Genomic DNA, 19,062 nt, shown 5'->3' with positions numbered 1-19,062 from the left:
GCTTTCATCCTTTCATGAAATTAAGCTTACATGCTTGCATATCAACATGAAAGCATGTTTGCATTTCGAAATCGTAAATCACTCTTCTTCGTCGGGCGATAAGGGCTGCTCGCACTCGCCGCAAATCAGCTTCGTATCGGGCTTGGCCCATGCGTGAAGATCGCAAACCGGGCACGTGTACCGCGTCTTGCTCGCTGCCTTGGCCTTGCGCTTCTTGCGAGCGTCGGCGTCGTCCCAAAGCTCGACATAGAGCGCCGAAAAATCGGGCTGCGCCGCCAGCTCGGCATAAGCACGCGCGTAAGGTCCACCGGCAATGATGTAGTGGCTGCACGATTGCCCGGTTTCCTTGCCGCCCTGCTGGCCGGTATCGGAAGGATGCAAACCGATTTCGTGCATTTTCGCCGCCCACTCCTTGTTGTGGTAGCCGCTGCGCGACGGCTTGCCAAAGTGGTGCTGCCACAGGTGCGCCATCTCATGGGCGAGGGTCGATAGGCTCTGCTCGTCGGTGCGACTGGCAAAGTGCGACGGGTTCAGGGCGATCTCGTCCGTAATCTCCGCCCCGTCCTTCGATCCGAACCGCCCCCCGGCGAAATAGCCGTAGGCTTTGTTTTTGCGCTGCAACGTCACGAGGCAGGGAGAAAGCTGCCCGCCAAACAGCCGTTCATTGAAAAAATCGTAGGCCCGATTGAGGGCGGCATATGTTTTCGAGGTCGGGTTTGCGGAAATCATGGGTTGCCTCTTTTGTATCGTACGAAACAACAATATCGGGTTCTATGCTTACATGCAAGCATGTTTGCATGATTTCACAATTTGGCGCTGCCCTCTCCACGCGCTTTCCTCGAAAGCCCATGCGACGACAGCCGCAAACGCGAACGTTGCGATTTTTGGTGATGAGGGTGCCGGACCGGCCCGCACTTGCGCGGGTCGGAACCGCCGCAGGGGCGCGATAGCGGCCCGATCAGCGGCGACCGCTTATTCTTTCCTATCTTTTATAAAACCAGATGGGGATTCAGTCTGTCTGGCGGACTCACGTTGTTTGATCGATCTCGCAAGGCGTGCAAGCGCCTGTCCCAAGGGGTTATCTCCCACGTCGAACAGGGTACGCTCCTCAATGTTTAACGAAGCGCGATGCGCCTCTGTGGCAGCGACACGCTCGGCCTCGGCGTGAACGTGGTCGTCGGGCAGGGGAGGGGTGACGCCAAACCGGCCAAGGAACTTACGGGCACGGGCAGGGAGTGACAGCCGGTAGGCGTTGCTGGTCTGCTGGACCTGTGGGCCGCGCCCCTCGTTGCCGGTGGGCACATAGCGCCGCAGCCAGTCGAGAAAGCCATGCGACCGAAGCGCCTTCAGCGCGCGCACGATAGCGTCACGCGAACGCCGCAGCTTGAGCATGAGGAAGTCTATCGACGGGTCCAGCCTGCCGGTGCGGAAGTTCACCAGATTGGCGAACAGGTCCAACACCTCGATTGCGACCCCGCCTAGGGGGCCGTTGCGTGTACCTGGCTCTCGGCATGCGATTTCGTAGCGCCGCGCCGCAAGCACGATCTGACGGACCTCCTGTCGATTGGTACGCTTCCAGAATACGCCCTCGCATTTCCCGGCCGCGCGGGATTGCCTTCGAACGGGCGTGCGTTCCCGTTCGGCCGGTGCCCCTGCGAGCACCGCCCCAATTTGTGCAAACATCGTCCTTCGTCCTCCAACTGGAGGGCATGGACAGCGGACAAAGATTCAGCGTTCCCGCAAGAGAGACCTCTTGCAGGTTGGTGGTCTTCCGACTATGTTGGAAAGCAGTCTTACGGGCTTCCCAACACGGTCGTTCCGATAATCCAAAAACCCCTACCGCTTGCAACGGTTGGGGTTTTTCGTTTTATGCCCTCGGTGCGTTCTCGATATAGAACCTCAAAGCTTCTTCGATGATCGGCATGCGCGACGACGCACCCCGTTGTTCCTTGATCTGGTCGATTGCCTCGATCAGCTCACCCGGAACGTAGGTATTCAGCGCAACTCGACCAGCAGCGGCTTGCCGCGCACGGTGAGCGGCGACGTTCTTGCGAACCTCTTCCGTTCTCCGATTCTCTGTCGTTTCACGCTTCATGATTACGACTAATCGCTGATTTGCCCGATTCTGCAACCCCTTATTTCCCAAGGGCGCGTTATTGGCACTGAAGCGGGGAGCAGAAACCGTCATCCGCGCCCGCCTGTGAAGCCGCGCAGCTCGTCGCGCATGAAGTCACCGAAAGGGGCCTGAGCCTCGTAGAAACGGCCTGTAGCGGCCTGCCATGCTCGGTAACGCATAGCAAAAGCTCCGGCGAACACCGGGAGCGCTAAGAGGCTGGCCGCAAACACCATCTGCGATGATCCGGCGTAAAGGCTGGCCCCGGCTGACAGGGCAAGGCCAAGCGCTGCGAACTGCATCAGGATGCGGGCGCTGCGCCTGAAATGATCCTGACGCTGCGCGGCTGTTTCGCTCAACCACTCTCCATGATGACTTGCCAGCTCGTCGAGGCTCACGCTCGATCCGCAACCGTCACAGCGCCGTAGCTCTCTATCGGCTGTGGGATGAAGCGAACCGGAACCGCAGCGAGGGCAGGACGCACGATCATGGGCGAGTGCGCCGCGTGCTGCCGCTGCTACATAGCGATGCTCTCGCTTGATGATTTCCGGCTTCATGCGTACTGGCGAATTCAATGCCATGCTTGCCTCCATAATAAGATATCGAAGCATCAATTTACGCCACATCACGCGCAATTGGCAATTGCAATGGCCTATTTTGTAGTAATCGTGCTCCTTTTGGAAAAGGACATTGTTTTTTTATTTCAGAACACTGTGAAACTATTCTAGCTCGGGATTCCTTGATCAGCTAAAATATGCCCCATCAAACAAAATACATTGTTCCGCAATCTCGGAGCAATGTGAATGTGGGGAAGCGCATGGCAAAGCCAGACGACATTTCAGGCATGTTCACGCCCGAGGATTATAGCGCCTCGTTGGTTTTCCTCCGTCGCCTGCTTGGCTGTACCTTTGATTATGTATGGGCAGCAGGCGGCGGCGCTGCCGGGTCAAACGGTGGGGCGTGCGATAATACGAACGACATTCTTGCTCTGCTCATCGAGACAATGAATTGGGCGATGCTGGCGGTTGTCGCAGTGGTTGCGACCTACCTCATTTTTGCCGCGCTGAAGGACACGGCAAATGACGGGGAGGCGGGCGGACGCTCAACGAACCCGAGCTGGACGCTCGTCTTCGCCGGGATTGGTGCAATTCTCTGCTTTCCCGCCTTCAATGGCTTCAACGCCCTGCAACTAGGTACGATGCAGGTTGCCGTGTGGTCTGCCGGTCTTGGAGATACGACTTGGCGGGTTGCTGCTGAGAAGATGGCGACCGCCAACACTGTCAATGCAGCCTTTTCGAGTAAGGCGGACGATGGATGGTTCTATTCCGAACCTTCGACTGAAAAGGCATTGCGTGAGCAGATCGCGGCGGGCCTTGCAACGCGCGTTGCGGGGGAGGTGTGCCGGGTAGCAATTAGCAAGGGCACGTCATCCATGGCGACCCCTGACGGTGCCGTGACCACCGTCACCCCGCCTCCAACCTTCACTTCTGAAAGTGACGGCTACACTCAAACCGTGCTGACCTATAAGGGGGGCAAGGGACTGGATGACAGTTCCGGCCTCTGCGGTTCGGTCACGGTATCCTACGCCTCCGAAAGGCAGATAAGCGCGCAGTCGGCGGGAAGCGACCTAGCTCCCGGCAACAGCGCGGCACAAGTGGAACTTGCGCGTTCAACCGCTCGGTTTCAGGCGCAAGCTGCGAAGGCGGGCGGGGATGCTCTGTTACAGGCGATCCGGACCGAAGGGGACGGCCTCTATCAAAAACTGTTTCCGGAAAACGGCCAGCGTCTGCGCGGACAGGCGCAATTGAATGCCATTCAGTCGGCTGTGACTGGTACCATAGACCGCGCGAAGACCGCTATGCAGGGCGCTCTGAAACAAGCCCCGGCTGAGTTTCGCCAGCACACCAACGCCGCGATGACAGGAAACCAGAAAAACGGATGGCTCTATGCTGTCCTTTATCAGCGTGTCCTCGTCAATGCGACTACATCGCTGTCCAAACTTGGCCTTGGTGGCGTTGAGGTATTGAGCAATCAGCCTGTCGAAGACCTTCAAAGAGCCTTCGGGTGTGGTGGATGGTTCGAAAACGGCTGCTCCAACGAGCTGCAAGTGTTTTTCGACGCCTACAAGCGAGACACCTTGGCGCTGGCCGAGATCGCGCCCGCCTTCCGTAACGCCGCCCAAAACTCCGCCATCCAAGGCGTGAACTCCGCAACAATCGGAAATGCAAACTCCGGTGGCGTTTCTTTGAGTAAATCTCTGAACGATATTCTGCTCGACCTTGCAGACGTTGAACCTTGGGACGGACAAGGGTGGATTGACCCTATCCCTCAGCTCCAAGCAACCGGCGCAAAAATCATGACATACGGGTCAGGCGTGCTCGTGGTTGCGGGGGCGGGGTCAGCTGCTTCAGCCCTTGGAAAGCATCCGGCGGTGATGCTGCTAGGTGAACTCGCCTCACACGCAGCGCCATTAGGATGGTTGCTTTTCGCTATTGGCTTCATGCTGGCGGTTATCGTTCCCTACATGCCGCTCGTCTATTTTTTCCTCGCTGCGATATCGTGGTTCGTCCTTGCGGTTCAGACGATTATCACCGCGCCATTCTGGCTTATGCAGATGTTCTACCCAAACCGAAACGGCGGCATTGCCGGAACCAGTGTAGCCAAAGTTCTCAGCACTTTGCTGGCGCTCTTGGTTCGGCCCACGCTGATCATCGTCGGCCTTGTATTCTGCATGATCATGATGCGCGTTGGGCTGGATATCCTTAATTTCTTTGCTGCAAACGCTTTCATCGCTCTTGCTCCCAACACAAGCGGTTTGAATGCTAGTATCGGCGATATTGGTTTGGCGATCGGCGGTTTCTTTGTCTACATGTCGCTTGCCGTTTTCCTTGTGACCTACTGCTGTAGCCTCATCGATGGCGTCTCGGATTTCGTCATGGAGATGGTCGAAAGCGGCGCATCTCGCATGCTCGGCTCGCAAAGAGACCGCTCCGACAGTGTGCTTGGGAATCCAACATCTGCAATGGCCGGTGCCCTTTTGGGCTCGTCGCGTAGCCGGGGGCAGCTTGCCGGTTCTATGGCACGCCTCAAAGACATGCGTTCTAGCAAAAGTCGAGGTAACTTAGGAGGAACACAAAAATGAAGCGGCTCGCTTTTATCCGTCATGCTGTATTCAGCGGAGCCGTTTTGTCGGCGGCAATCCTCAGCAGCCCTGCTTACGCCGAACCGCTGACACTGACCAAGCTACGAGCGCCGGAAAGCCAAGACCCGTCAAATGGTGTTGGGCTGATCATGCGGGACGTGTGGGCCTCTGAAATCAAGGCCGTTGGCGAGCGGGCTTACAGCTTCTCCTATGGCCTGTTCAAAGCGGGGGAGGCTCAATATCTCGTTTCGTCGTTCCGCTCGGCCGAGTCATGCAGGCCGGACGAATGCACGTGGATCATTCAGCGCCTCACGCCCTCCTACAAGGTCGCCGCCTCGGGCAAGCCCTTTACGGCCTGCGGAGCGCTCAACCAGCTCGACGTGAAGGACGGCCGATTGACCATCTGCGGGAAGGGGGCCGATCTGCCATGATGCTACGACGCTACACTTTCGTAGTCGGCATATTGCTGGCGACAACCGCCCTGACCGAAGCCCGGAACGCTCAACCAACCGCAACGGACTGCGGCGGCTTCATGAATAACATCCGTCAATCAGAAGGCTCCGGCAACTACACGACCAACACCGGGAACGGGTTCTACGGCGCCTATCAGATGGGCGACGAAGCCCTGCAGGATGCCGGTTACATGGATGCCGGTGGCAACTGGACCGGCAAAGATGGCGTAAAATCGCTAGACGATTACCTGTCGAATCCGACTGCACAGGACAACGCCTTCCTCGCCTATGGCGAGAAAAACCTGAGCTACCTCGGGAACTGGCAGCAATACATCGGCCAGACGATTAACGGCGTTCCCGTGACCCGTGCCGGGCTGATCGCCGGTAGCCACCTCGTCGGTGCTGGCGGTTTGAAATACTGGCTGTCGAGCGGCGGCGATTGCACCAACAAGGGCACAGGCTCCGACGCGGTAGACGGGAACGGCACTTGCGCCGGAACCTACCTCGCAGAAAATCAGGTCAATGAGCAATGCACGGGCAGCGAGGGGGGCGGAGGGGCCGGGTCCTGCTTGGCGGCGCACCCTGTCACCAGCCCCGTTATCTTCTCGGAATATGGGGCGTGGGATCGCCCAGGTGCGGGCGCTGGCAATGGCTGGCATCGCGGATCGGATATCTATCCGAAAGACGCCGTAGGCCAAGCATCGGGCGGAAAGCAGCTCTTTGCCGCCCATGACGGCAAGCTCAGCGTGGGCGGCATGGGCGTGATGGTCACGGGCGACCAGTTCCGGACGCTCTATCTGCATTCGTACTCACGACCTGAGCCGAAGGACGTGAAAGCGGGCGAGGAAATCGCCAAGATTGGCGACAACAAGTCGGCCGGAAAGCCGCATTTGCATTTCGAGGTTCAGGTGCCCGCAAGCGCGATCTCGGCAACGAAATGCGTGCCGGGGTCCAGCACCGACGATTGCGCCTTTCCAGAGGGTGGGGGAAAGCGCGATCCGAACGGATACGCCACGGCGGACTCCCTGAAGGCCGCATCGCCTAAGACGTGGTTCTATGTGAACCCGGAACGCTACCTGAAGGAGCGTATCCCGGTCATCGGCATGGCGGCGGTTCGCGCCAAGCGCAATCAATCCCTACAGAACACATGCACACCCGGCCAGACCGTCGCGGAGACACCGACCAGCTCCGGCGAAAGCGTCAACACGAACACGATGGCATCGGGGGACGGCTCTTACATGACCAGCTCGGGGAGCGCCGTGGCCAATGCCGACGCCGATCTGCGGTCCCTCGCCATCAACATGACCCGTCAAAACGCGCTCGAGCTGCGCGCGGCGTCCTCGAGCGCCCAAAATCTCCAAGGCCGCACCGATAGCGCTATTGCGCACATGCTCTTGCTGATGACGCGGAACGGGGATGGCCTATGAGAATTTGCCCGACAATCACCGCCCTTGCGCTTCTTGCCGCCCCGGCGATAGCCGGTGCGAGCGATACCACGCTCGACGGCCGCTATGCGGTCTATCGGGCAAAGACAACAACCGAGACGGACAGAGGCCCCCGCAATGATGAAGATTGCCGGAGGTTCCTCGCTTCGGAGCTATTCGAGACCCGAAACAAAAGCGAAGATCTGAAAATTTCCGGCAACCGTTGGGAAGACGATATGGACGTTTCGGGCGTGACTGGAACTGTCGTCCTGCAAAAAAGCAAAGGCGGCGGAATCCCTTTTACGATCAATCGCGAAAGTGAAGGGGACAGCGGACCGGCGAAAGGTACAGTGAAACGAGTGGGCCGATTAGGCTTGTCGTTCGCGTTCTCCGGGGAGCGGGTCTTGTACTATTGCAAAATGGACGGCTGATCGGGGAAGGGTGCAAATGCTGATACTCGGCTTTAGCACCCGCTGCGACCATGGCACGCGATACCGCGAATTTTGGGCCGAAGATGGAGACAAGGGGCGCTACGAGGTCGGCCTTTGTGACGAGTGCGACGGCAGGGGCGTTAACTGCTTGGATTGTGGGGAAGCCCATGCAATCCCTCGAAGCCTGCACCACGGCGCACCGTGGCTGTGTGATGAATGCGACTATCAAAGGGTCCTGCGGCAGGTGCTCGCGACCAAAGCGGAGATAGTCAAAGAGCGGAACGGCTGAGCATCACCGTTTGCGCAGTTCGTCCAAAATGGCCTTCTGCGTTTCGAGGGTTTCGCGCTGTAGCTCGATGAGCTGGTCAAGACGGTCGTTGGTGTCGAGCCGTCGAATTTCAGAATGTACCAAGAGGTTTGCGAGATGGCTAAGCGGATGGTCAACGTCCTCTTTCAAACCCGCACCGTTGAAAAACGAAGGGTCAAAATACTCTCTAACGTTCTTGTCAGGGCTTTCCGATTTTTTCCGACTGAACAAGCTCATTGAAATAATCTCCTTCCGGCAACCCGATCTCCGTGCCCTCGATCTCCGAATATATGGCAAGCATTATTTCATAGAAGCCGCGCCTATTCAGCCACGAAAAGGCTGCATCCTGCGAGAGGGCGAAAAGATTGTTTTCAACCACAAGAAAATAGCCGTCTTCGCCGTGATAGAGCGCTTCCGTATAGCAGCGTTCCGTCTCGATCTGGTCGCGATCCTCATAAAGGGCAACCCTTTCGTAGGCTGTAACCTCCCCCGACCCTACAATTTCCCGCACTCTATCAAGCATGGCATCCCTCTTCGGTTGCGGGATGATATTGACGGCATGTGGTGCATAAATCAAGACTTTTGCACCACATGCTAAGTCGCTGATTTTGCACCCTCTCGCATGGTGCAGAAATCCGGTGCATAAAGGGACCCATGATTTATGGGTATGCGCGAGTTTCGACGGATGGACAGGACGTAGCCGCACAGGCGGAAGCGCTGCGCGTGGCAGGCTGCGAAACCATCGTGCGCGAGGTCGCCAGCGGCGCGCGTGAGCGTCCCCGGCTAAAGGGCCTGCTCAATAAGCTGGGTGACGGAGATGTTCTCCTTGTGACCCGGATCGACCGTCTTGCCCGGTCCTCGCTCGACCTGCACCTGATCCTCGACACTGTGGCGAAGCGCGGGGCCGGATTCCGATCCTTGGGTGACGCATGGGCTGACACCACAAGCCCGCACGGTCGGCTGCTACTGGCGATCCTCGCCGGGCTTGCGGAATACGAACGCGAGCTGATCAAAACCCGAACCGGCGAAGGGCGGGCGCATGCGAAGGCGCGGGGCGTGAGGTTCGGTGCGCCAACGAAGTTGACTCCCTTTCAGCAACAGGAAGCGCTTGAGCGGCTGGACAGGGGTGATGCGCTCTCTGTGGTGGCGCGATCTTACGGGGTCAGCCGGTGGACAATCCAGCGGCTGCGATCTGGTGTGATCGAGGGCGAGAAGAATAGTCCGGCATCCACCGACGACTAGCCCCCGGAGGCCCGCTCTCTCACATAGGGCTGTAGGGCCGTAGGGGGCGGGTTATCAGGCTCAAGGCCGGAAGCTTGTAGCGGAACGCCGGGACGGTCCACGGCTCCCCGTAGTCGGGTAGAATTGGCCCCCTCTGGGCGGGAGAGATGGTGGCACTTTCGCTGATGCTTCTTTGACTTCGAAAAATTTCAAGGCGTCATTAAGGTTGTCTAGGTCAAACCCATTTCGCGCATATGTCTGTAGGATTTCAGCTTTCTGGGCGTGCAAGGGGTCGGGATCAACAGGGACATTCCCACTGATGATCAGGGCGAGTAGATTGCTGGCGCTTTCCGTCCATCTCGCTAGTTCTTGCCATTTATTGAGGCCCGAAAAGACTGGTATCATCCAGTTTTCGTGCCAAAGCTCGCGCCGTAAACCCTGCTCAACAAGACGATCTAATAACGCCTCGCGATCATGCGGCCATTCCCTTCGCCATTTCGATGTGAGGACTAGGCTTGCATCAGCCTTTTCGCACAGTCTCACAATCAGGGCGATGCTACGCTGGGGGAATTGGACCTTGTCCATCTGATCCTTCTCCGGCATCCCCACCAATTCAATATTGTGAGGGACCAACCAGTCACTGCCCGTGAGAAGAACATCTTCAATATCGAGAAACACCACCCTGTCTTCGAAGTATCGGCCTTTGAACGCCTTATACTCCCTCTGAAACATCATCATTTCCGGGGGGAGCGTTTTTAGCTTTTCTTTGTAATTCGAGATCGCCTCTCGGGCTGCCAGGTGGGCGTTAAGCCCTCTCAAAGTTTTTATATAATGGGGTCCATTGAAATCGTGGAGGTAACGCCACTTGTCCCAAAGCTTTTTGGCTTCTTCTGCGATTTCTTCGCACCCTTGCTGCCAAATATGAGGCTCAAACATCTCTTTATCAGAAAGAGATAGAACCATTCCTCTCAGGTCAGCGGCTGTTTCGTCTAGCTTCGACATCTGCCGTGCAAGCATGTCGAGGGCGATGTTCTCTGCCTGTTTTATTTGATGCGTCACATCATCCTGTGTCTGATCCGTCATTCATATGCCCTCCTAGCATTTGGCCTAGCGGTCCCATTGGTCATTACGGTGTTCGCGAAGCTCTTTAACCTCCCTCGCCGCCTCACCCTCCTGCCGCTTGGTTGCTTCATAAGCGGCCTTGCGATCAAAGGGTTTATCCTGCGAGGTCCGTGCCTCTCGCTGCGCCAGCTCGGCCTGATACGCCGCTTTGCGGTCGGTCGGCTGTTGCTGCGTCCTCTCGGCGGCGCTGACCTCACGTCCGTGCTGAGCATCAACGGCGGCAACCTTGGCCTGCCACTGGTTCTGAGCCTCACCAGATGCAGACGAGGCGGCGCTATCGCTGTTTCCAATTCCCTCCTCCATCGCTGAGCGATGTTGGCCGGTCAGCTTCTCTTGGTTTTCCTTCTCCTTTTCCCGGTGGGCGTCATTCTTGGCCCTGACGATGTTTTCACCATCGCTCTTGGCCTCTTCAAACGTGGGGAATGCCTTTCCTTCTGCCATTTATTGGACGCTCCTTACTGGCTTCAATCAAACGGATTGTAATCTGGCCTGAGACGAACTGCGGCTTTTTCGGCCTCGGCCCTCTTGTGCGCTTCATCTGCGACCGCATGCCGATCTGCATTGACACTCGGGACTTTCGGCGCGACCGGCGCTTGTTGTGTCTCAGGGGCTTTGTCAGCGGGCGGCTTTTTGGATTTCAGCGCTTCCCATTTTGCAGACGGTTTGGGAGGCGTCGGAGTCTCGGCACGCGTGGCTGACTGCGCTTGGTCTGGTGATGGCGGAGAGTGCGTGCGCCCCGCTGAATCGTTCGCTCGGGCCGCTCGATCTGCTGCTGCCTTATCGTGGACCGGGAAATAATCCGCCTTACGCTGATTGGAGGTTAAGGCAGGGTTGGCCTGCTCCTGCGTAGCTGGCCGCTCCTTCTCAGACGATGCCGGAGAGTGCATGCGGGCCGCTACAGCGCTTGCTAGGGCTGCACGATCTGCTGCGGCCTTGTCGCGGGCCGGGATATAATTTGCCTTCCGGTCAAACCCTTGCGCAATGGGCGCAGGGATGGGCGGCGGGGCTGGCGCGGCTTCTTCCTCTGGCGCTGGCCGCTCCTGCTCGGCCTTCGCCTCTTCCCGCTCTTCGCGGGTCATCGGCATATAGTCGAGACTGATTTCCTTCGAGCCGTCGCGGCTGAGCTGGCGCTCAAGCTGCTTATAGGCCAGATCGTCAGCGCCGATCGTCGCCCACGTGTTCCGGTGCGCCGTTGTTCCATCTGGCAGAGTGACAGCCTCTTGGCCTGTTACCTCAAGTGCGATCCGGTCCCCGATCTCCGGCGCGGCCTCTCTCATGACGCGCTCAAGATCCACACCCCATACGGTGTGGCGCTGACCTTTTTCATCGGCCAACGTAACGAAATAACTCTCGCGCTTGCCGGGCTGATTTTCGAACGGGGCGCGGCCATGGGCAACCAGTCGCCCGCCGCCCCGGTCGAAATCCTCTGTCGCCGCATAGAGCTTCGCACCGTCCCTGTGGCGGGTCATCGCCACATACGTCAGATGCCGGTCCATTCCCTTGCTCGCGAGCACGAAAGCCCGGTCTACCGTGTCGCCCTGCGATTTGTGGATGGTCGTCGCATAACCATGATCAAAGGCCGTGTACTGATCCGCCGGCACCTCGATGCGGTTGCCACTGTCGAGCGCCACACTGATGCGGTTCCCCGCTACGCGCTCTACGGTCCCAAGCGTGCCGTTCATCACGCCTAGAGCCTTATTGTTTTCTAGGAACACCATCCGGTCGCCCGCGGCGAACGCGCGCTTCCCGGCGTCCGTCTGAAACACCCGTTCGCCAGCCTCGGAACCCCGTGCCAGCTCGCCGCTATCCTGCAACGCGGATCGCACTTCGGCATTCATCGCGGCCACGTCTGCCCGTTGATGCGATAGGATCACGCGGGATGCCTCGGGGCGCTCGCTTCGGTCAGCCAGGTAATCGGCCACGATGCGGCTGCGGGTCGTGTCGCGGGTCGCCTCCATGACGATATCGCCATGGTTCCGATAGGCTCGCAGCGCTTCGGTTGTGAGCTTTTCGGCAAAGGCCAAAGTGGCTTTCGCCTGCCATACCTCACGCTGGCGACGGACCTCTTTCAGAACCGCAAATCCGATGCGCGCACCAATCGCCCTGAAAGCTGCGCCAGCGCCGATGGATTGAAGCTGCTCATGATCGCCAACGACAACGATCTTAGCGCCGCGTGCTTCGACCTCTTTGATAAAGCGGTTCATCTGACGGCTACCGATCATGGCAGCTTCATCGACCACGAACACGTCGCCTCGGCCGATCAGGTCGCGTTCCCGATCCCAACGCTGCGCCCACGAAGCGAGCGTGCGGCTCTTGATCCCGGATGACTCCTGTAGGCCGAATGTCGCCTTACCGGACAGGGCCGCACCATGGACGCGATAGCCCTGCGCCTCCCAAGCATGCCGCGCCGCCGCGAGCATGGTGGATTTACCGGCACCTGCAACACCCACCACCTGAGCTATTCGGCTTCCACTGGTAACATGTTCGATGGCTCGGCGCTGCTCATCAGACAGACCAGCAGCGGCAATAGCCGCAACCCGCTGGTCTTCCGTCATCTCGCCGCGCGCAACTTTGGCCGCTGTGGCCTCAGCTACGCTCGCTTTGATTTTACCGTTTTGTACATCGATGGCACGCGCAACATGATCACGCGAGACGACATGCGAATGGTCGCCCGCTAGCCGCTCCGCCGTCGCGATCATGCCCGCCTCAAGGTCGAACATCTCACGCGTGGTGAAACGCTGTATTCCGTCAGCCTTGTCACTCCGTAGAGCAACCAGTTCAGGCGATGCCATTATGCGAGCAAATGCCGCCTGAAATGCCTCGTTATCGTCATGTACGTAGCGGTGCAGCGAGCGGGCCAAATCCTCACGCGTAAACACGCTTTGCTGGCTGCTAACGAGCGCAATAATCTGCTCTGGTTTTTCCTGTACGATCTCCACGTTAAGCCGTGCTGTGTCCGCGTCCATGCGCTCGCGTTCGATCACGCCGCCCTGACGCTGAATGGCGGTCGCATGCACACCAATATGTCGGGTTGGTGCCAGCTCAAGACCGCGTTCAACGTGCGATCTGTGATCGATCCGCGCATCAATGCCAGCTCGCTCCAACGCCTCGTTTGCGATCAACTCCCATGCAAGACGAACCTCTTTCATTTGCAGAAAGGTTGTCGGCAGATCCTTGTTGAGTAGGACCGCATTTTTCAGCTCGATAAGGGTCTTCTCATTCAGGCCTTCTGCCGTCACTTTGCGTGTTGTCATAAGCACGTGAGCGTGAAAGTTTTTCTCGCTTCCGAGAGGGTCCGGCTTGTGGATTGCGAAATCGACTGCCGCCCCGAACTTGTCCGCTAACTCCTGTGAAAACGTGCGTGCCAGTTCCTCGCGCTCGTTCTCATCCAGTTCATGAGGAAGCGCGATCTCAAATTCGCGCGCAACGCGAGAGTCCTTCCGGTTCTCCTTCGCTTCAACCGCGTTCCAAAGCGCGTTTCGGTCATACGCCCACTCTGCGCCCGATCCTTTCGGAATGACGATTTCGGCGTGAACAACACCAGAGCGGCGGGAAAAGTCATAGGTCTGGCCCTCCTTATCATTGTGTAGGGATGTGCCAGAGCGGTAGGCAGCAGCGGCGACGGAGCTACGCCCCGTCTTTCTGGAAACCACCTTCATTGCACAATGATATATTGCCATCCTACCAATTTGGCAGAACCTGACTTGCGCAGCAAGTCGTAAGTGCGCCTTTAATGCATACGAAGGGGTTAAACGCCCCGCTACCATAGCCACAATCGCAAATGTTCGTTGAAAAAGGTGATAGTGTCGGCCAAACTACGAAAATCGATGCGACAAGAGGATGTGTAACGGGATGGCAAGACGGAATATCGATCAGAGAATAGCGGAACTCGAAGAACAAGCCAAAGCACTGAAAGCGCGAAAGGCTGCAACAGAAAGAGCCAACGATACCCGCCGTACCGTTGTGCTTGGCTCGCTGGTCCTGCAAGAGATTGAAAAAGACACAGAGGCTTCCAAGGCGCTGCGATCATGGCTTGCTAAGGAGCTGCCGGAAAAGTTGACGCGTGATCATGACCGTCAAATTTTTGCGGAGCTGCTGACGAAAATCAGCCGTAGCAACGATGCCTAGCCCGCGCCTTCCCCGCTGGCTAACGGGTGAGCAGGCCGAAAGCCTGACGCGCATGAAGTGGGCATTCCTGCTGATGGCTGGCCTGTCGATTTACTCGATGGTCGGCCAAGGCGCAGAGTACGCCAAAGCCCCTTTGAGCGGCATTGCGTGGATGATCGGAATTGCCAGTTTTGGATTTTTCGCGGTCGCCGCTTCGCGGCGAGAAGGTGTCCGCGTCGTCGCTCAGTACATACAAGGAATGCACGGTGTTCGCCGCGTCCTCGTGTTCGCAGTGGTACTTTGGGCGACGGTGATTGCCTCGGCTCACGTCACCCGCATTATTGTCGATCTGATCCGCGATAACACTGTCTCCGATTACAGCTATCAGTTCGGCGTGGCAGGGGCTCCAACGACCGTTTTCATCATCGCGACGGTCATACTCTTTTTCATAGTCGCAGTGCTTGGCCGGTCAGCGCTGAGCACCCCGGAAGGCGTCACCCGTCAACACATGCGAGGGTCCGATTTCGCCTCTCGCGAAAGCTACCTTGCGGAGCTGCAAAAACGTTATCCAGAACGACCGCCTGCGCCGGAAATTGCCGGTGTGCCGTTTCCGCCCGGACACGAGCGAATGCACACCGCAATTGCCGCCTCGACTGGCGCAGGAAAGACCACGGCGCTGCGCGGTCTACTCGAAACGATCCGGGCGCGTGGGGACCGGGCAATCGTGCTCGATAACAACAGCGAGTTCATGCGCGCCTTCCGTCAGGATGGCGATTTTATCCTGTCGCCGTTCCACGAGGAAACGGTGGGCTGGCGGCTATCGAACGAGGCGCGCGACCTTTACGATTGGGACCGCCTCGCCTCCGGCTTCGTGCCGGAAGGAAACGGCAATTCCGCCGAATGGCACGATATGGCGAAGTCGCTCTTTGGAGCGGTCGGCGCTGGCCTGTTCGAGGTCTATGATGGCAAGTTCACCAATGCCGAGCTACAGCGCGTCCTGATCGCGGCTGAAGCCGAAGAGCTGGCCCCACTTGTCAGCGGAACCACCGCCGAGGTTCTGGCCGCGTCCGACGACTATAACGCGCGTCGGCTTCAGTCTGTCCGTATGAGCTTCATCGCCAACCTGAAGGCGTGGCGCTACGTGAAGGACGGCGATTTCTCCCTGCGGGACTGGATCGCCTCGGACACATCCGAATGGATGTTCCTCCCCTACTCCGACTATGAAATGACCCTTGCCCGCGACCTGCTGGCCGCATGGGTCGATATCATGGTGACATCGGCGCTCAACCGGAGAGAAGGCCCCGCCCCTCTCCGCACCACATGGATCATTGTAGACGAGTTGAACTCCCTTGGCGAAATCCCGGCGCTGCTCGTCGGCGCTACGCGCCTGCGCAAGGCCGGGGTCGCCATCGTAGTCGCTGTGCAGGACTTCGCCCAGCTCCGCGAGACCTACAGCGACAACCGCGCCGAAACGCTGATGAACAATTTCAGCAATAAGCTGGTGCTGCGCACCACTGAGGGCAACGCCGCCGAGTACCTGTCAAAGCAGCTTGGCGACAGGGAGATGCAAGAGGATCATACCAGCTTCGGCACTGGCGGGGGCGGCTCCCTCACCTACTCGACCAACATTGTGATGGAGCGGCTTGTGCTGCCGTCCGAGATCCAGAAGCTTCCCGATCTGGAAGGCTATCTTAATTTCGCGGGCGACTGGCCGGTGATCAAGGTCAGGGTGCCCCTCCCCGAATCCAAAGTCAGCCAATCCTAATGGTCCAGAAAGAGACCGAACTAGAACAGCTCAAGGCGTATCTCACGGCCTGTAACATCGAGATTGCGGACGCTGATATCGAAGCGACCGAGCGACCGGACTTCATTTTGAGGACCGGCAACCGGCATATCGGTGTCGAGGTCACAGAGTACCATGTCAGCGGCCGGAGGCAGATCGAGGAAGCTTGGGACAGGCTGAGGCATCTCGCCTTCGAACGGGACGATTATCCGCTCAATCGGTCGGTAAAACTCTATTTTCGGGAAATGCGGGTTCCACCGACGCGCGATCTCGACGGCTTCATAAATGAGGTGATCGAGTTTACCGGCCACAATCCCGAAATCGAGCGTGCCGCGCCTGATGCGCAGCGCCATCCGATCTTAGCCAGGTACATCGACCGTATCTCCGTCTCCCCTACCAAAGCCCACCGCATAATGTGGTTCTGGAACTATGACGCGGCATGGGTGGGGCTGCTGGAAAGCGAGCTGATATCGATCTTGGCCCAAAAGGCGAAATCGGCCGTCGCTCCGGCCTCGGAATACTGGCTGATAATCGCCGGGGGAAACCGGCTCTCGACGCTGCTAGCTCTGATGGATGCTGATCAGCTCCGCATCATGCCCGGTCTGGAAGGCACGTTGGCCGGTAGCCCATATGAAAGGGTCGTGCTGCTGCAACAGCCCCTCATTGACTGGCGACGGGGTGAAGGCTGGTCCAATCGCTAAGCGGTCCCGGCGCTGCGCGCCGGGGCTTTCTTATTGCGGCCCTCCGGCTCTCTACGGCGCAATGTGGGAGCGCGTTCGCCTCCGGGCCGGGACGCGGCTTAGCCGCGTCTCTGGTAGGTCAACGCCTGCTCTGTGAACGGCGTCATGCGTCGAAGCGCTGCGGCGTCCTCTGTATCGGCTAGGATCGACGTGGCGGCGTCCTCGTCTTCCATCGCAAGAATGGTTTTCCAAGCTGCTATGTGGTCCTCGCTGACTGTGCCGCGATCTTCCCAATCTCTGGTCGTCAGAAGAGCCTCAAGGCGAATGTCCTCGGCAATCTCAGGGTCACGCAAGGCCGCTAGGGCGTTCTCGTGCTTCCGCAACATATCGGCGTCAATCTCTGCTCGATCTGCTGACAGGGCGGCTCGGGCTTTCGCCCGCAACCGCAAAAGCTCTTCATCGTTCATTGCGCTGTCCAATAACTTAGGCGACTGCGAGCGTTAGGTGCCCGACCGGATCAGTGGTAGGCCGCACCGTGATCTCGATATCGTAACCAAGGCGGTTCAAAGCATCCATCAGCTTGCGCTCTGACAGGTTGGCAAGATCGCCGCGCAACAGCGCCGAAACCTTCGGCTGAGGAAGGCCCATGCGCCGCCCGGCTTCCTCCTGCGTCAGTCCAAGCCTGCGAACAGCCTTGGTGATTTCGATCATTAGGCCGGATTTCACCTTGAGCTTGTCGGCGTCAGGTAGACCAAGATCGGCAAAAACATTGCCGGAGCTGGTCATGACCTCGATCCCATTAACGACGCGGGTTTGCATCTTTCATCTCCTTGGCTAGAGCCTCGGCCATCTTGAGCCTTGCCCGAACAACATCCATGTCCGCCTTCGGCGTGGCGATGCCGCTTTTGCTCTTCTTCTGGAAACAATGCAGCACGAACACCGCTTCCTCGAACCTGACCGTGTAAACGGCCCGGTAGGTGCCGCCCACATCGTTCTCGACCACTTCCAGCACGCCAGCGCCGCCAAAGCCTTTGAGGACCTTTGACGCCGGATGCAGTTCGCCGTGCTGCGCGAAATGCAGCGCGAACCCGACCGACTTCCGCACATCTGCCGGGAGCTGCATCAGATCCTTGTGGCTGCTGCCAATCCACTCAAGCGGGCGTTCTTCCTGCTTCATACAAACCTTATACCTGTTCTGGTATATTTTTCAATCCCGATCATTCGGGCGCTTAGGCAATCATGCCAGCATGAAAACATGCAATCATGATTTCTTTTAATCCTCGCCTTCGCGAACCACCGGGTAATTGTATTTGACGAAAAGCAGGTTCAGCGCCTCGGCAACAAGCCGTTCCTGTGGAATCCGCTTCCCTTGCGGGTCGCGGGTTCGGAAGCTGAGTTCTGCCAGCGTCTCCCAATAGGCCGGAGGGAGATAGTAGGTCTTGGCCGACTTGTTGGCACGGGAGGGAGCAACATAGTTCCCGGCCTGCGCAGCAGGCACAGCCGGGCGGCTTTTACGTTCCTCGGCCACCTCGGCGGCTGCTGGCGCGGGTGCCGTTTCGGCTTCCGGCGCGCGGGCGTCGGCACTTTTCATAGCTGATGCTAGGAGGGATGGTTTTCGGCTCATGATTTCATCCTTTCATGCTTTCCTGCAAGCATGCTTGCCTGTTCGGTGAGGAACGCGAACAAGGCTCCGATTTCCGTTGCTGCCCGGCCCTCCGGTTCAATCTCATGGGGGGTCTGGCCCAATGCGGGCGCATCCTCGAAGGTCTTGAGGCGGGATAGGTGAACCGGGGCAACTGCGATATTGAACCGCTCGGTAATGGCGGCGGCGTCGTCGGTCGCCCTCCCCCCTGCGTTCGGATGAACCAGATTCAGCACAACAAAGGCGGGCGGGCTTCCTGCCATGTCGAGCAGCCGCTTAAGCGGCTCCAAGGTGTCGATTGCGAAAATTTGAGCCTGTGTAGGGATCAGCACGATATCGGCGTGCTTCGCCGCCTCGGTGCTGGCGCTGTCCATCTTCCCGGGCGTGTCGATAAAGACCCAATCCATTCCAAGGCCGCGATAGGCGTCCAGCGAGCGCCTGATAGCGCCCGGCTGGATCGAAGCCACGTCCGGGCCGTCACCTGTACGGCGGTCAAACCAGTCAACCGCATTGGTTTGCGGATCGAGATCGAGAAGCGCCGACTTCTTACCGGCTAGGTGAGCTGCGACGGCGAGAGACGTGGCAATGGTCGTCTTGCCCGTCCCGCCTTTCTGTGTGCAGAAAGCTACTGTAATCAT

At 58.4% G+C, this 19,062-nt stretch carries 22 protein-coding genes; 8 read left to right on the top strand and 14 right to left on the bottom strand.

The features are described from left to right. Nucleotides 1-78 precede the first annotated feature (78 nt). From RMR21_RS26545 to RMR21_RS26530, 4 genes are all read right to left on the bottom strand, one after another. Nucleotides 79-729 carry a SprT-like domain-containing protein gene (locus RMR21_RS26545; protein WP_498672959.1) on the bottom strand — a complete coding sequence of 217 codons (651 nt, stop codon included), beginning with the start codon at nt 727-729 and terminating at the stop codon, nt 79-81. Between the two features lie 243 nt (nt 730-972). After that, nucleotides 973-1,683, bottom strand: coding sequence for a helix-turn-helix domain-containing protein (locus RMR21_RS26540; protein WP_498672957.1), 711 nt, complete (start codon nt 1,681-1,683; stop codon nt 973-975). Nucleotides 1,684-1,867: 184 nt separating this feature from the next. Continuing rightward, nucleotides 1,868-2,095, bottom strand: coding sequence for a ribbon-helix-helix protein, CopG family (locus RMR21_RS26535; RefSeq protein ID WP_174026907.1), 228 nt, complete (start codon nt 2,093-2,095; stop codon nt 1,868-1,870). 89 nt (nt 2,096-2,184) lie between these two features. Then, nucleotides 2,185-2,694, bottom strand: a complete 510-nt coding sequence (locus RMR21_RS26530) for a hypothetical protein (protein WP_498672955.1) — start codon at nt 2,692-2,694, stop codon at nt 2,185-2,187. Nucleotides 2,695-2,930: 236 nt separating this feature from the next. On the opposite strand from RMR21_RS26530, the gene RMR21_RS26525 reads away from it, so the two are divergent. From RMR21_RS26525 to RMR21_RS26510, 4 genes are read left to right on the top strand one after another with little or no spacing between them, the layout of a single operon-like run. Continuing rightward, nucleotides 2,931-5,255 carry a DotA/TraY family protein gene (locus RMR21_RS26525; protein ID WP_498672952.1) on the top strand — a complete coding sequence of 775 codons (2,325 nt, stop codon included), beginning with the start codon at nt 2,931-2,933 and terminating at the stop codon, nt 5,253-5,255. After that, nucleotides 5,252-5,686 (top strand): hypothetical protein, encoded by a 435-nt coding sequence (locus tag RMR21_RS26520; protein ID WP_498672950.1) that lies wholly within the window; start codon nt 5,252-5,254, stop codon nt 5,684-5,686. The genes RMR21_RS26525 and RMR21_RS26520 overlap by 4 nt, the downstream gene beginning before the upstream one ends. Beyond that, entirely contained in the window at nt 5,683-7,134 is a 1,452-nt protein-coding gene (locus RMR21_RS26515) for a peptidoglycan DD-metalloendopeptidase family protein (protein WP_498672948.1), read from the top strand. The genes RMR21_RS26520 and RMR21_RS26515 overlap by 4 nt, the downstream gene beginning before the upstream one ends. After that, nucleotides 7,131-7,562: a hypothetical protein gene (locus RMR21_RS26510; protein WP_498672946.1), complete on the top strand. Its 432-nt coding sequence runs from the start codon at nt 7,131-7,133 to the stop codon at nt 7,560-7,562. Before RMR21_RS26515 ends, RMR21_RS26510 begins: the two co-directional genes overlap by 4 nt. Nucleotides 7,563-7,854: 292 nt before the next feature. Here the strand turns inward: RMR21_RS26510 and RMR21_RS26505 are convergent, their stop codons facing one another. Beyond that, complete coding sequence (locus tag RMR21_RS26505) at nt 7,855-8,106, bottom strand: hypothetical protein (protein ID WP_498672944.1); 252 nt, start codon at nt 8,104-8,106, stop codon at nt 7,855-7,857. Next, entirely contained in the window at nt 8,069-8,392 is a 324-nt protein-coding gene (locus RMR21_RS26500) for a hypothetical protein (RefSeq protein WP_498672942.1), read from the bottom strand. The genes RMR21_RS26505 and RMR21_RS26500 overlap by 38 nt, the downstream gene beginning before the upstream one ends. A gap of 131 nt (nt 8,393-8,523) precedes the next feature. Here RMR21_RS26500 and RMR21_RS26495 point away from each other — a divergent pair, with 131 nt between their 5' ends. Continuing rightward, the gene (locus tag RMR21_RS26495; protein ID WP_498672940.1) at nt 8,524-9,111 is read left to right on the top strand and encodes a recombinase family protein; all 588 of its coding nucleotides are present in this window, start codon (nt 8,524-8,526) and stop codon (nt 9,109-9,111) included. 60 nt (nt 9,112-9,171) lie between these two features. On the opposite strand, the gene RMR21_RS26490 is transcribed toward RMR21_RS26495, so the two are convergent. From RMR21_RS26490 to traA, 3 genes are read right to left on the bottom strand one after another with little or no spacing between them, the layout of a single operon-like run. Next, complete coding sequence (locus tag RMR21_RS26490) at nt 9,172-10,173, bottom strand: HAD domain-containing protein (RefSeq protein ID WP_498672975.1); 1,002 nt, start codon at nt 10,171-10,173, stop codon at nt 9,172-9,174. 24 nt (nt 10,174-10,197) lie between these two features. Next, nucleotides 10,198-10,653, bottom strand: a complete 456-nt coding sequence (locus RMR21_RS26485; RefSeq protein ID WP_498672973.1) for a hypothetical protein — start codon at nt 10,651-10,653, stop codon at nt 10,198-10,200. A 23-nt stretch (nt 10,654-10,676) separates the two neighbouring features. Beyond that, the gene (gene traA, locus RMR21_RS26480) at nt 10,677-13,892 is read right to left on the bottom strand and encodes a Ti-type conjugative transfer relaxase TraA (RefSeq protein WP_498672971.1); all 3,216 of its coding nucleotides are present in this window, start codon (nt 13,890-13,892) and stop codon (nt 10,677-10,679) included. 172 nt (nt 13,893-14,064) lie between these two features. On the opposite strand from traA, the gene RMR21_RS26475 reads away from it, so the two are divergent. The 3 genes from RMR21_RS26475 to RMR21_RS26465 are packed head-to-tail and all read left to right on the top strand — an operon-like array spanning nt 14,065 to nt 16,803. Continuing rightward, nucleotides 14,065-14,340: a mobilization protein gene (locus RMR21_RS26475; protein WP_498672970.1), complete on the top strand. Its 276-nt coding sequence runs from the start codon at nt 14,065-14,067 to the stop codon at nt 14,338-14,340. Then, a complete protein-coding gene (locus RMR21_RS26470) occupies nt 14,333-16,084 on the top strand; it encodes a type IV secretion system DNA-binding domain-containing protein (RefSeq protein WP_498672968.1) in 1,752 nt (583 codons plus the stop codon). Before RMR21_RS26475 ends, RMR21_RS26470 begins: the two co-directional genes overlap by 8 nt. Continuing rightward, a complete protein-coding gene (locus tag RMR21_RS26465) occupies nt 16,084-16,803 on the top strand; it encodes a hypothetical protein (RefSeq protein WP_498672966.1) in 720 nt (239 codons plus the stop codon). The genes RMR21_RS26470 and RMR21_RS26465 overlap by 1 nt, the downstream gene beginning before the upstream one ends. 98 nt (nt 16,804-16,901) lie before the next feature. Here the strand turns inward: RMR21_RS26465 and RMR21_RS26460 are convergent, their stop codons facing one another. The 5 genes from RMR21_RS26460 to RMR21_RS26440 all read right to left on the bottom strand — a co-directional run bounded on the left by RMR21_RS26460 (nt 16,902) and on the right by RMR21_RS26440 (nt 19,062). Continuing rightward, nucleotides 16,902-17,249: a hypothetical protein gene (locus RMR21_RS26460; RefSeq protein ID WP_174050164.1), complete on the bottom strand. Its 348-nt coding sequence runs from the start codon at nt 17,247-17,249 to the stop codon at nt 16,902-16,904. Nucleotides 17,250-17,265: 16 nt separating this feature from the next. Next, nucleotides 17,266-17,601, bottom strand: coding sequence for a helix-turn-helix domain-containing protein (locus tag RMR21_RS26455; RefSeq protein ID WP_498672964.1), 336 nt, complete (start codon nt 17,599-17,601; stop codon nt 17,266-17,268). Then, nucleotides 17,582-17,959 (bottom strand): type II toxin-antitoxin system RelE/ParE family toxin, encoded by a 378-nt coding sequence (locus RMR21_RS26450; RefSeq protein WP_174050167.1) that lies wholly within the window; start codon nt 17,957-17,959, stop codon nt 17,582-17,584. The genes RMR21_RS26455 and RMR21_RS26450 overlap by 20 nt, the downstream gene beginning before the upstream one ends. Before the next feature lie 96 nt (nt 17,960-18,055). Continuing rightward, on the bottom strand, nt 18,056-18,406 hold the full coding sequence (locus RMR21_RS26445) for a chromosome partitioning protein ParB (protein ID WP_165915161.1): 351 nt from the start codon (nt 18,404-18,406) through the stop codon (nt 18,056-18,058). Continuing rightward, nucleotides 18,403-19,062 (bottom strand): AAA family ATPase, encoded by a 660-nt coding sequence (locus RMR21_RS26440; RefSeq protein WP_132537793.1) that lies wholly within the window; start codon nt 19,060-19,062, stop codon nt 18,403-18,405. Before RMR21_RS26440 ends, RMR21_RS26445 begins: the two co-directional genes overlap by 4 nt.

This window comes from Agrobacterium sp. rho-8.1 (assembly GCF_033957725.1).
Taxonomy (GTDB): domain Bacteria; phylum Pseudomonadota; class Alphaproteobacteria; order Rhizobiales; family Rhizobiaceae; genus Agrobacterium.
Note: the sequence above shows the minus strand (reverse complement) of the source record. Positions and strands in the feature narration are given on the sequence as shown.

Coding starts and splice junctions, on each gene's coding strand:
- RMR21_RS26450 (WP_174050167.1), bottom strand. CDS start 17,959: ATGAAGCAGGAAGAACGCCCGCTTGAGTGGATTGGCAGCAGCCACAAG.
- RMR21_RS26465 (WP_498672966.1), top strand. CDS start 16,084: ATGGTCCAGAAAGAGACCGAACTAGAACAGCTCAAGGCGTATCTCACG.
- RMR21_RS26490 (WP_498672975.1), bottom strand. CDS start 10,173: ATGACGGATCAGACACAGGATGATGTGACGCATCAAATAAAACAGGCA.
- RMR21_RS26505 (WP_498672944.1), bottom strand. CDS start 8,106: ATGAGCTTGTTCAGTCGGAAAAAATCGGAAAGCCCTGACAAGAACGTT.
- RMR21_RS26460 (WP_174050164.1), bottom strand. CDS start 17,249: ATGAACGATGAAGAGCTTTTGCGGTTGCGGGCGAAAGCCCGAGCCGCC.
- RMR21_RS26540 (WP_498672957.1), bottom strand. CDS start 1,683: ATGTTTGCACAAATTGGGGCGGTGCTCGCAGGGGCACCGGCCGAACGG.
- RMR21_RS26485 (WP_498672973.1), bottom strand. CDS start 10,653: ATGGCAGAAGGAAAGGCATTCCCCACGTTTGAAGAGGCCAAGAGCGAT.
- RMR21_RS26470 (WP_498672968.1), top strand. CDS start 14,333: ATGCCTAGCCCGCGCCTTCCCCGCTGGCTAACGGGTGAGCAGGCCGAA.
- traA (WP_498672971.1), bottom strand. CDS start 13,892: ATGGCAATATATCATTGTGCAATGAAGGTGGTTTCCAGAAAGACGGGG.
- RMR21_RS26500 (WP_498672942.1), bottom strand. CDS start 8,392: ATGCTTGATAGAGTGCGGGAAATTGTAGGGTCGGGGGAGGTTACAGCC.
- RMR21_RS26440 (WP_132537793.1), bottom strand. CDS start 19,062: ATGATTACAGTAGCTTTCTGCACACAGAAAGGCGGGACGGGCAAGACG.
- RMR21_RS26495 (WP_498672940.1), top strand. CDS start 8,524: ATGATTTATGGGTATGCGCGAGTTTCGACGGATGGACAGGACGTAGCC.
- RMR21_RS26475 (WP_498672970.1), top strand. CDS start 14,065: ATGGCAAGACGGAATATCGATCAGAGAATAGCGGAACTCGAAGAACAA.
- RMR21_RS26515 (WP_498672948.1), top strand. CDS start 5,683: ATGATGCTACGACGCTACACTTTCGTAGTCGGCATATTGCTGGCGACA.
- RMR21_RS26445 (WP_165915161.1), bottom strand. CDS start 18,406: ATGAGCCGAAAACCATCCCTCCTAGCATCAGCTATGAAAAGTGCCGAC.
- RMR21_RS26520 (WP_498672950.1), top strand. CDS start 5,252: ATGAAGCGGCTCGCTTTTATCCGTCATGCTGTATTCAGCGGAGCCGTT.
- RMR21_RS26535 (WP_174026907.1), bottom strand. CDS start 2,095: ATGAAGCGTGAAACGACAGAGAATCGGAGAACGGAAGAGGTTCGCAAG.
- RMR21_RS26525 (WP_498672952.1), top strand. CDS start 2,931: ATGGCAAAGCCAGACGACATTTCAGGCATGTTCACGCCCGAGGATTAT.
- RMR21_RS26530 (WP_498672955.1), bottom strand. CDS start 2,694: ATGGCATTGAATTCGCCAGTACGCATGAAGCCGGAAATCATCAAGCGA.
- RMR21_RS26510 (WP_498672946.1), top strand. CDS start 7,131: ATGAGAATTTGCCCGACAATCACCGCCCTTGCGCTTCTTGCCGCCCCG.
- RMR21_RS26545 (WP_498672959.1), bottom strand. CDS start 729: ATGATTTCCGCAAACCCGACCTCGAAAACATATGCCGCCCTCAATCGG.
- RMR21_RS26455 (WP_498672964.1), bottom strand. CDS start 17,601: ATGCAAACCCGCGTCGTTAATGGGATCGAGGTCATGACCAGCTCCGGC.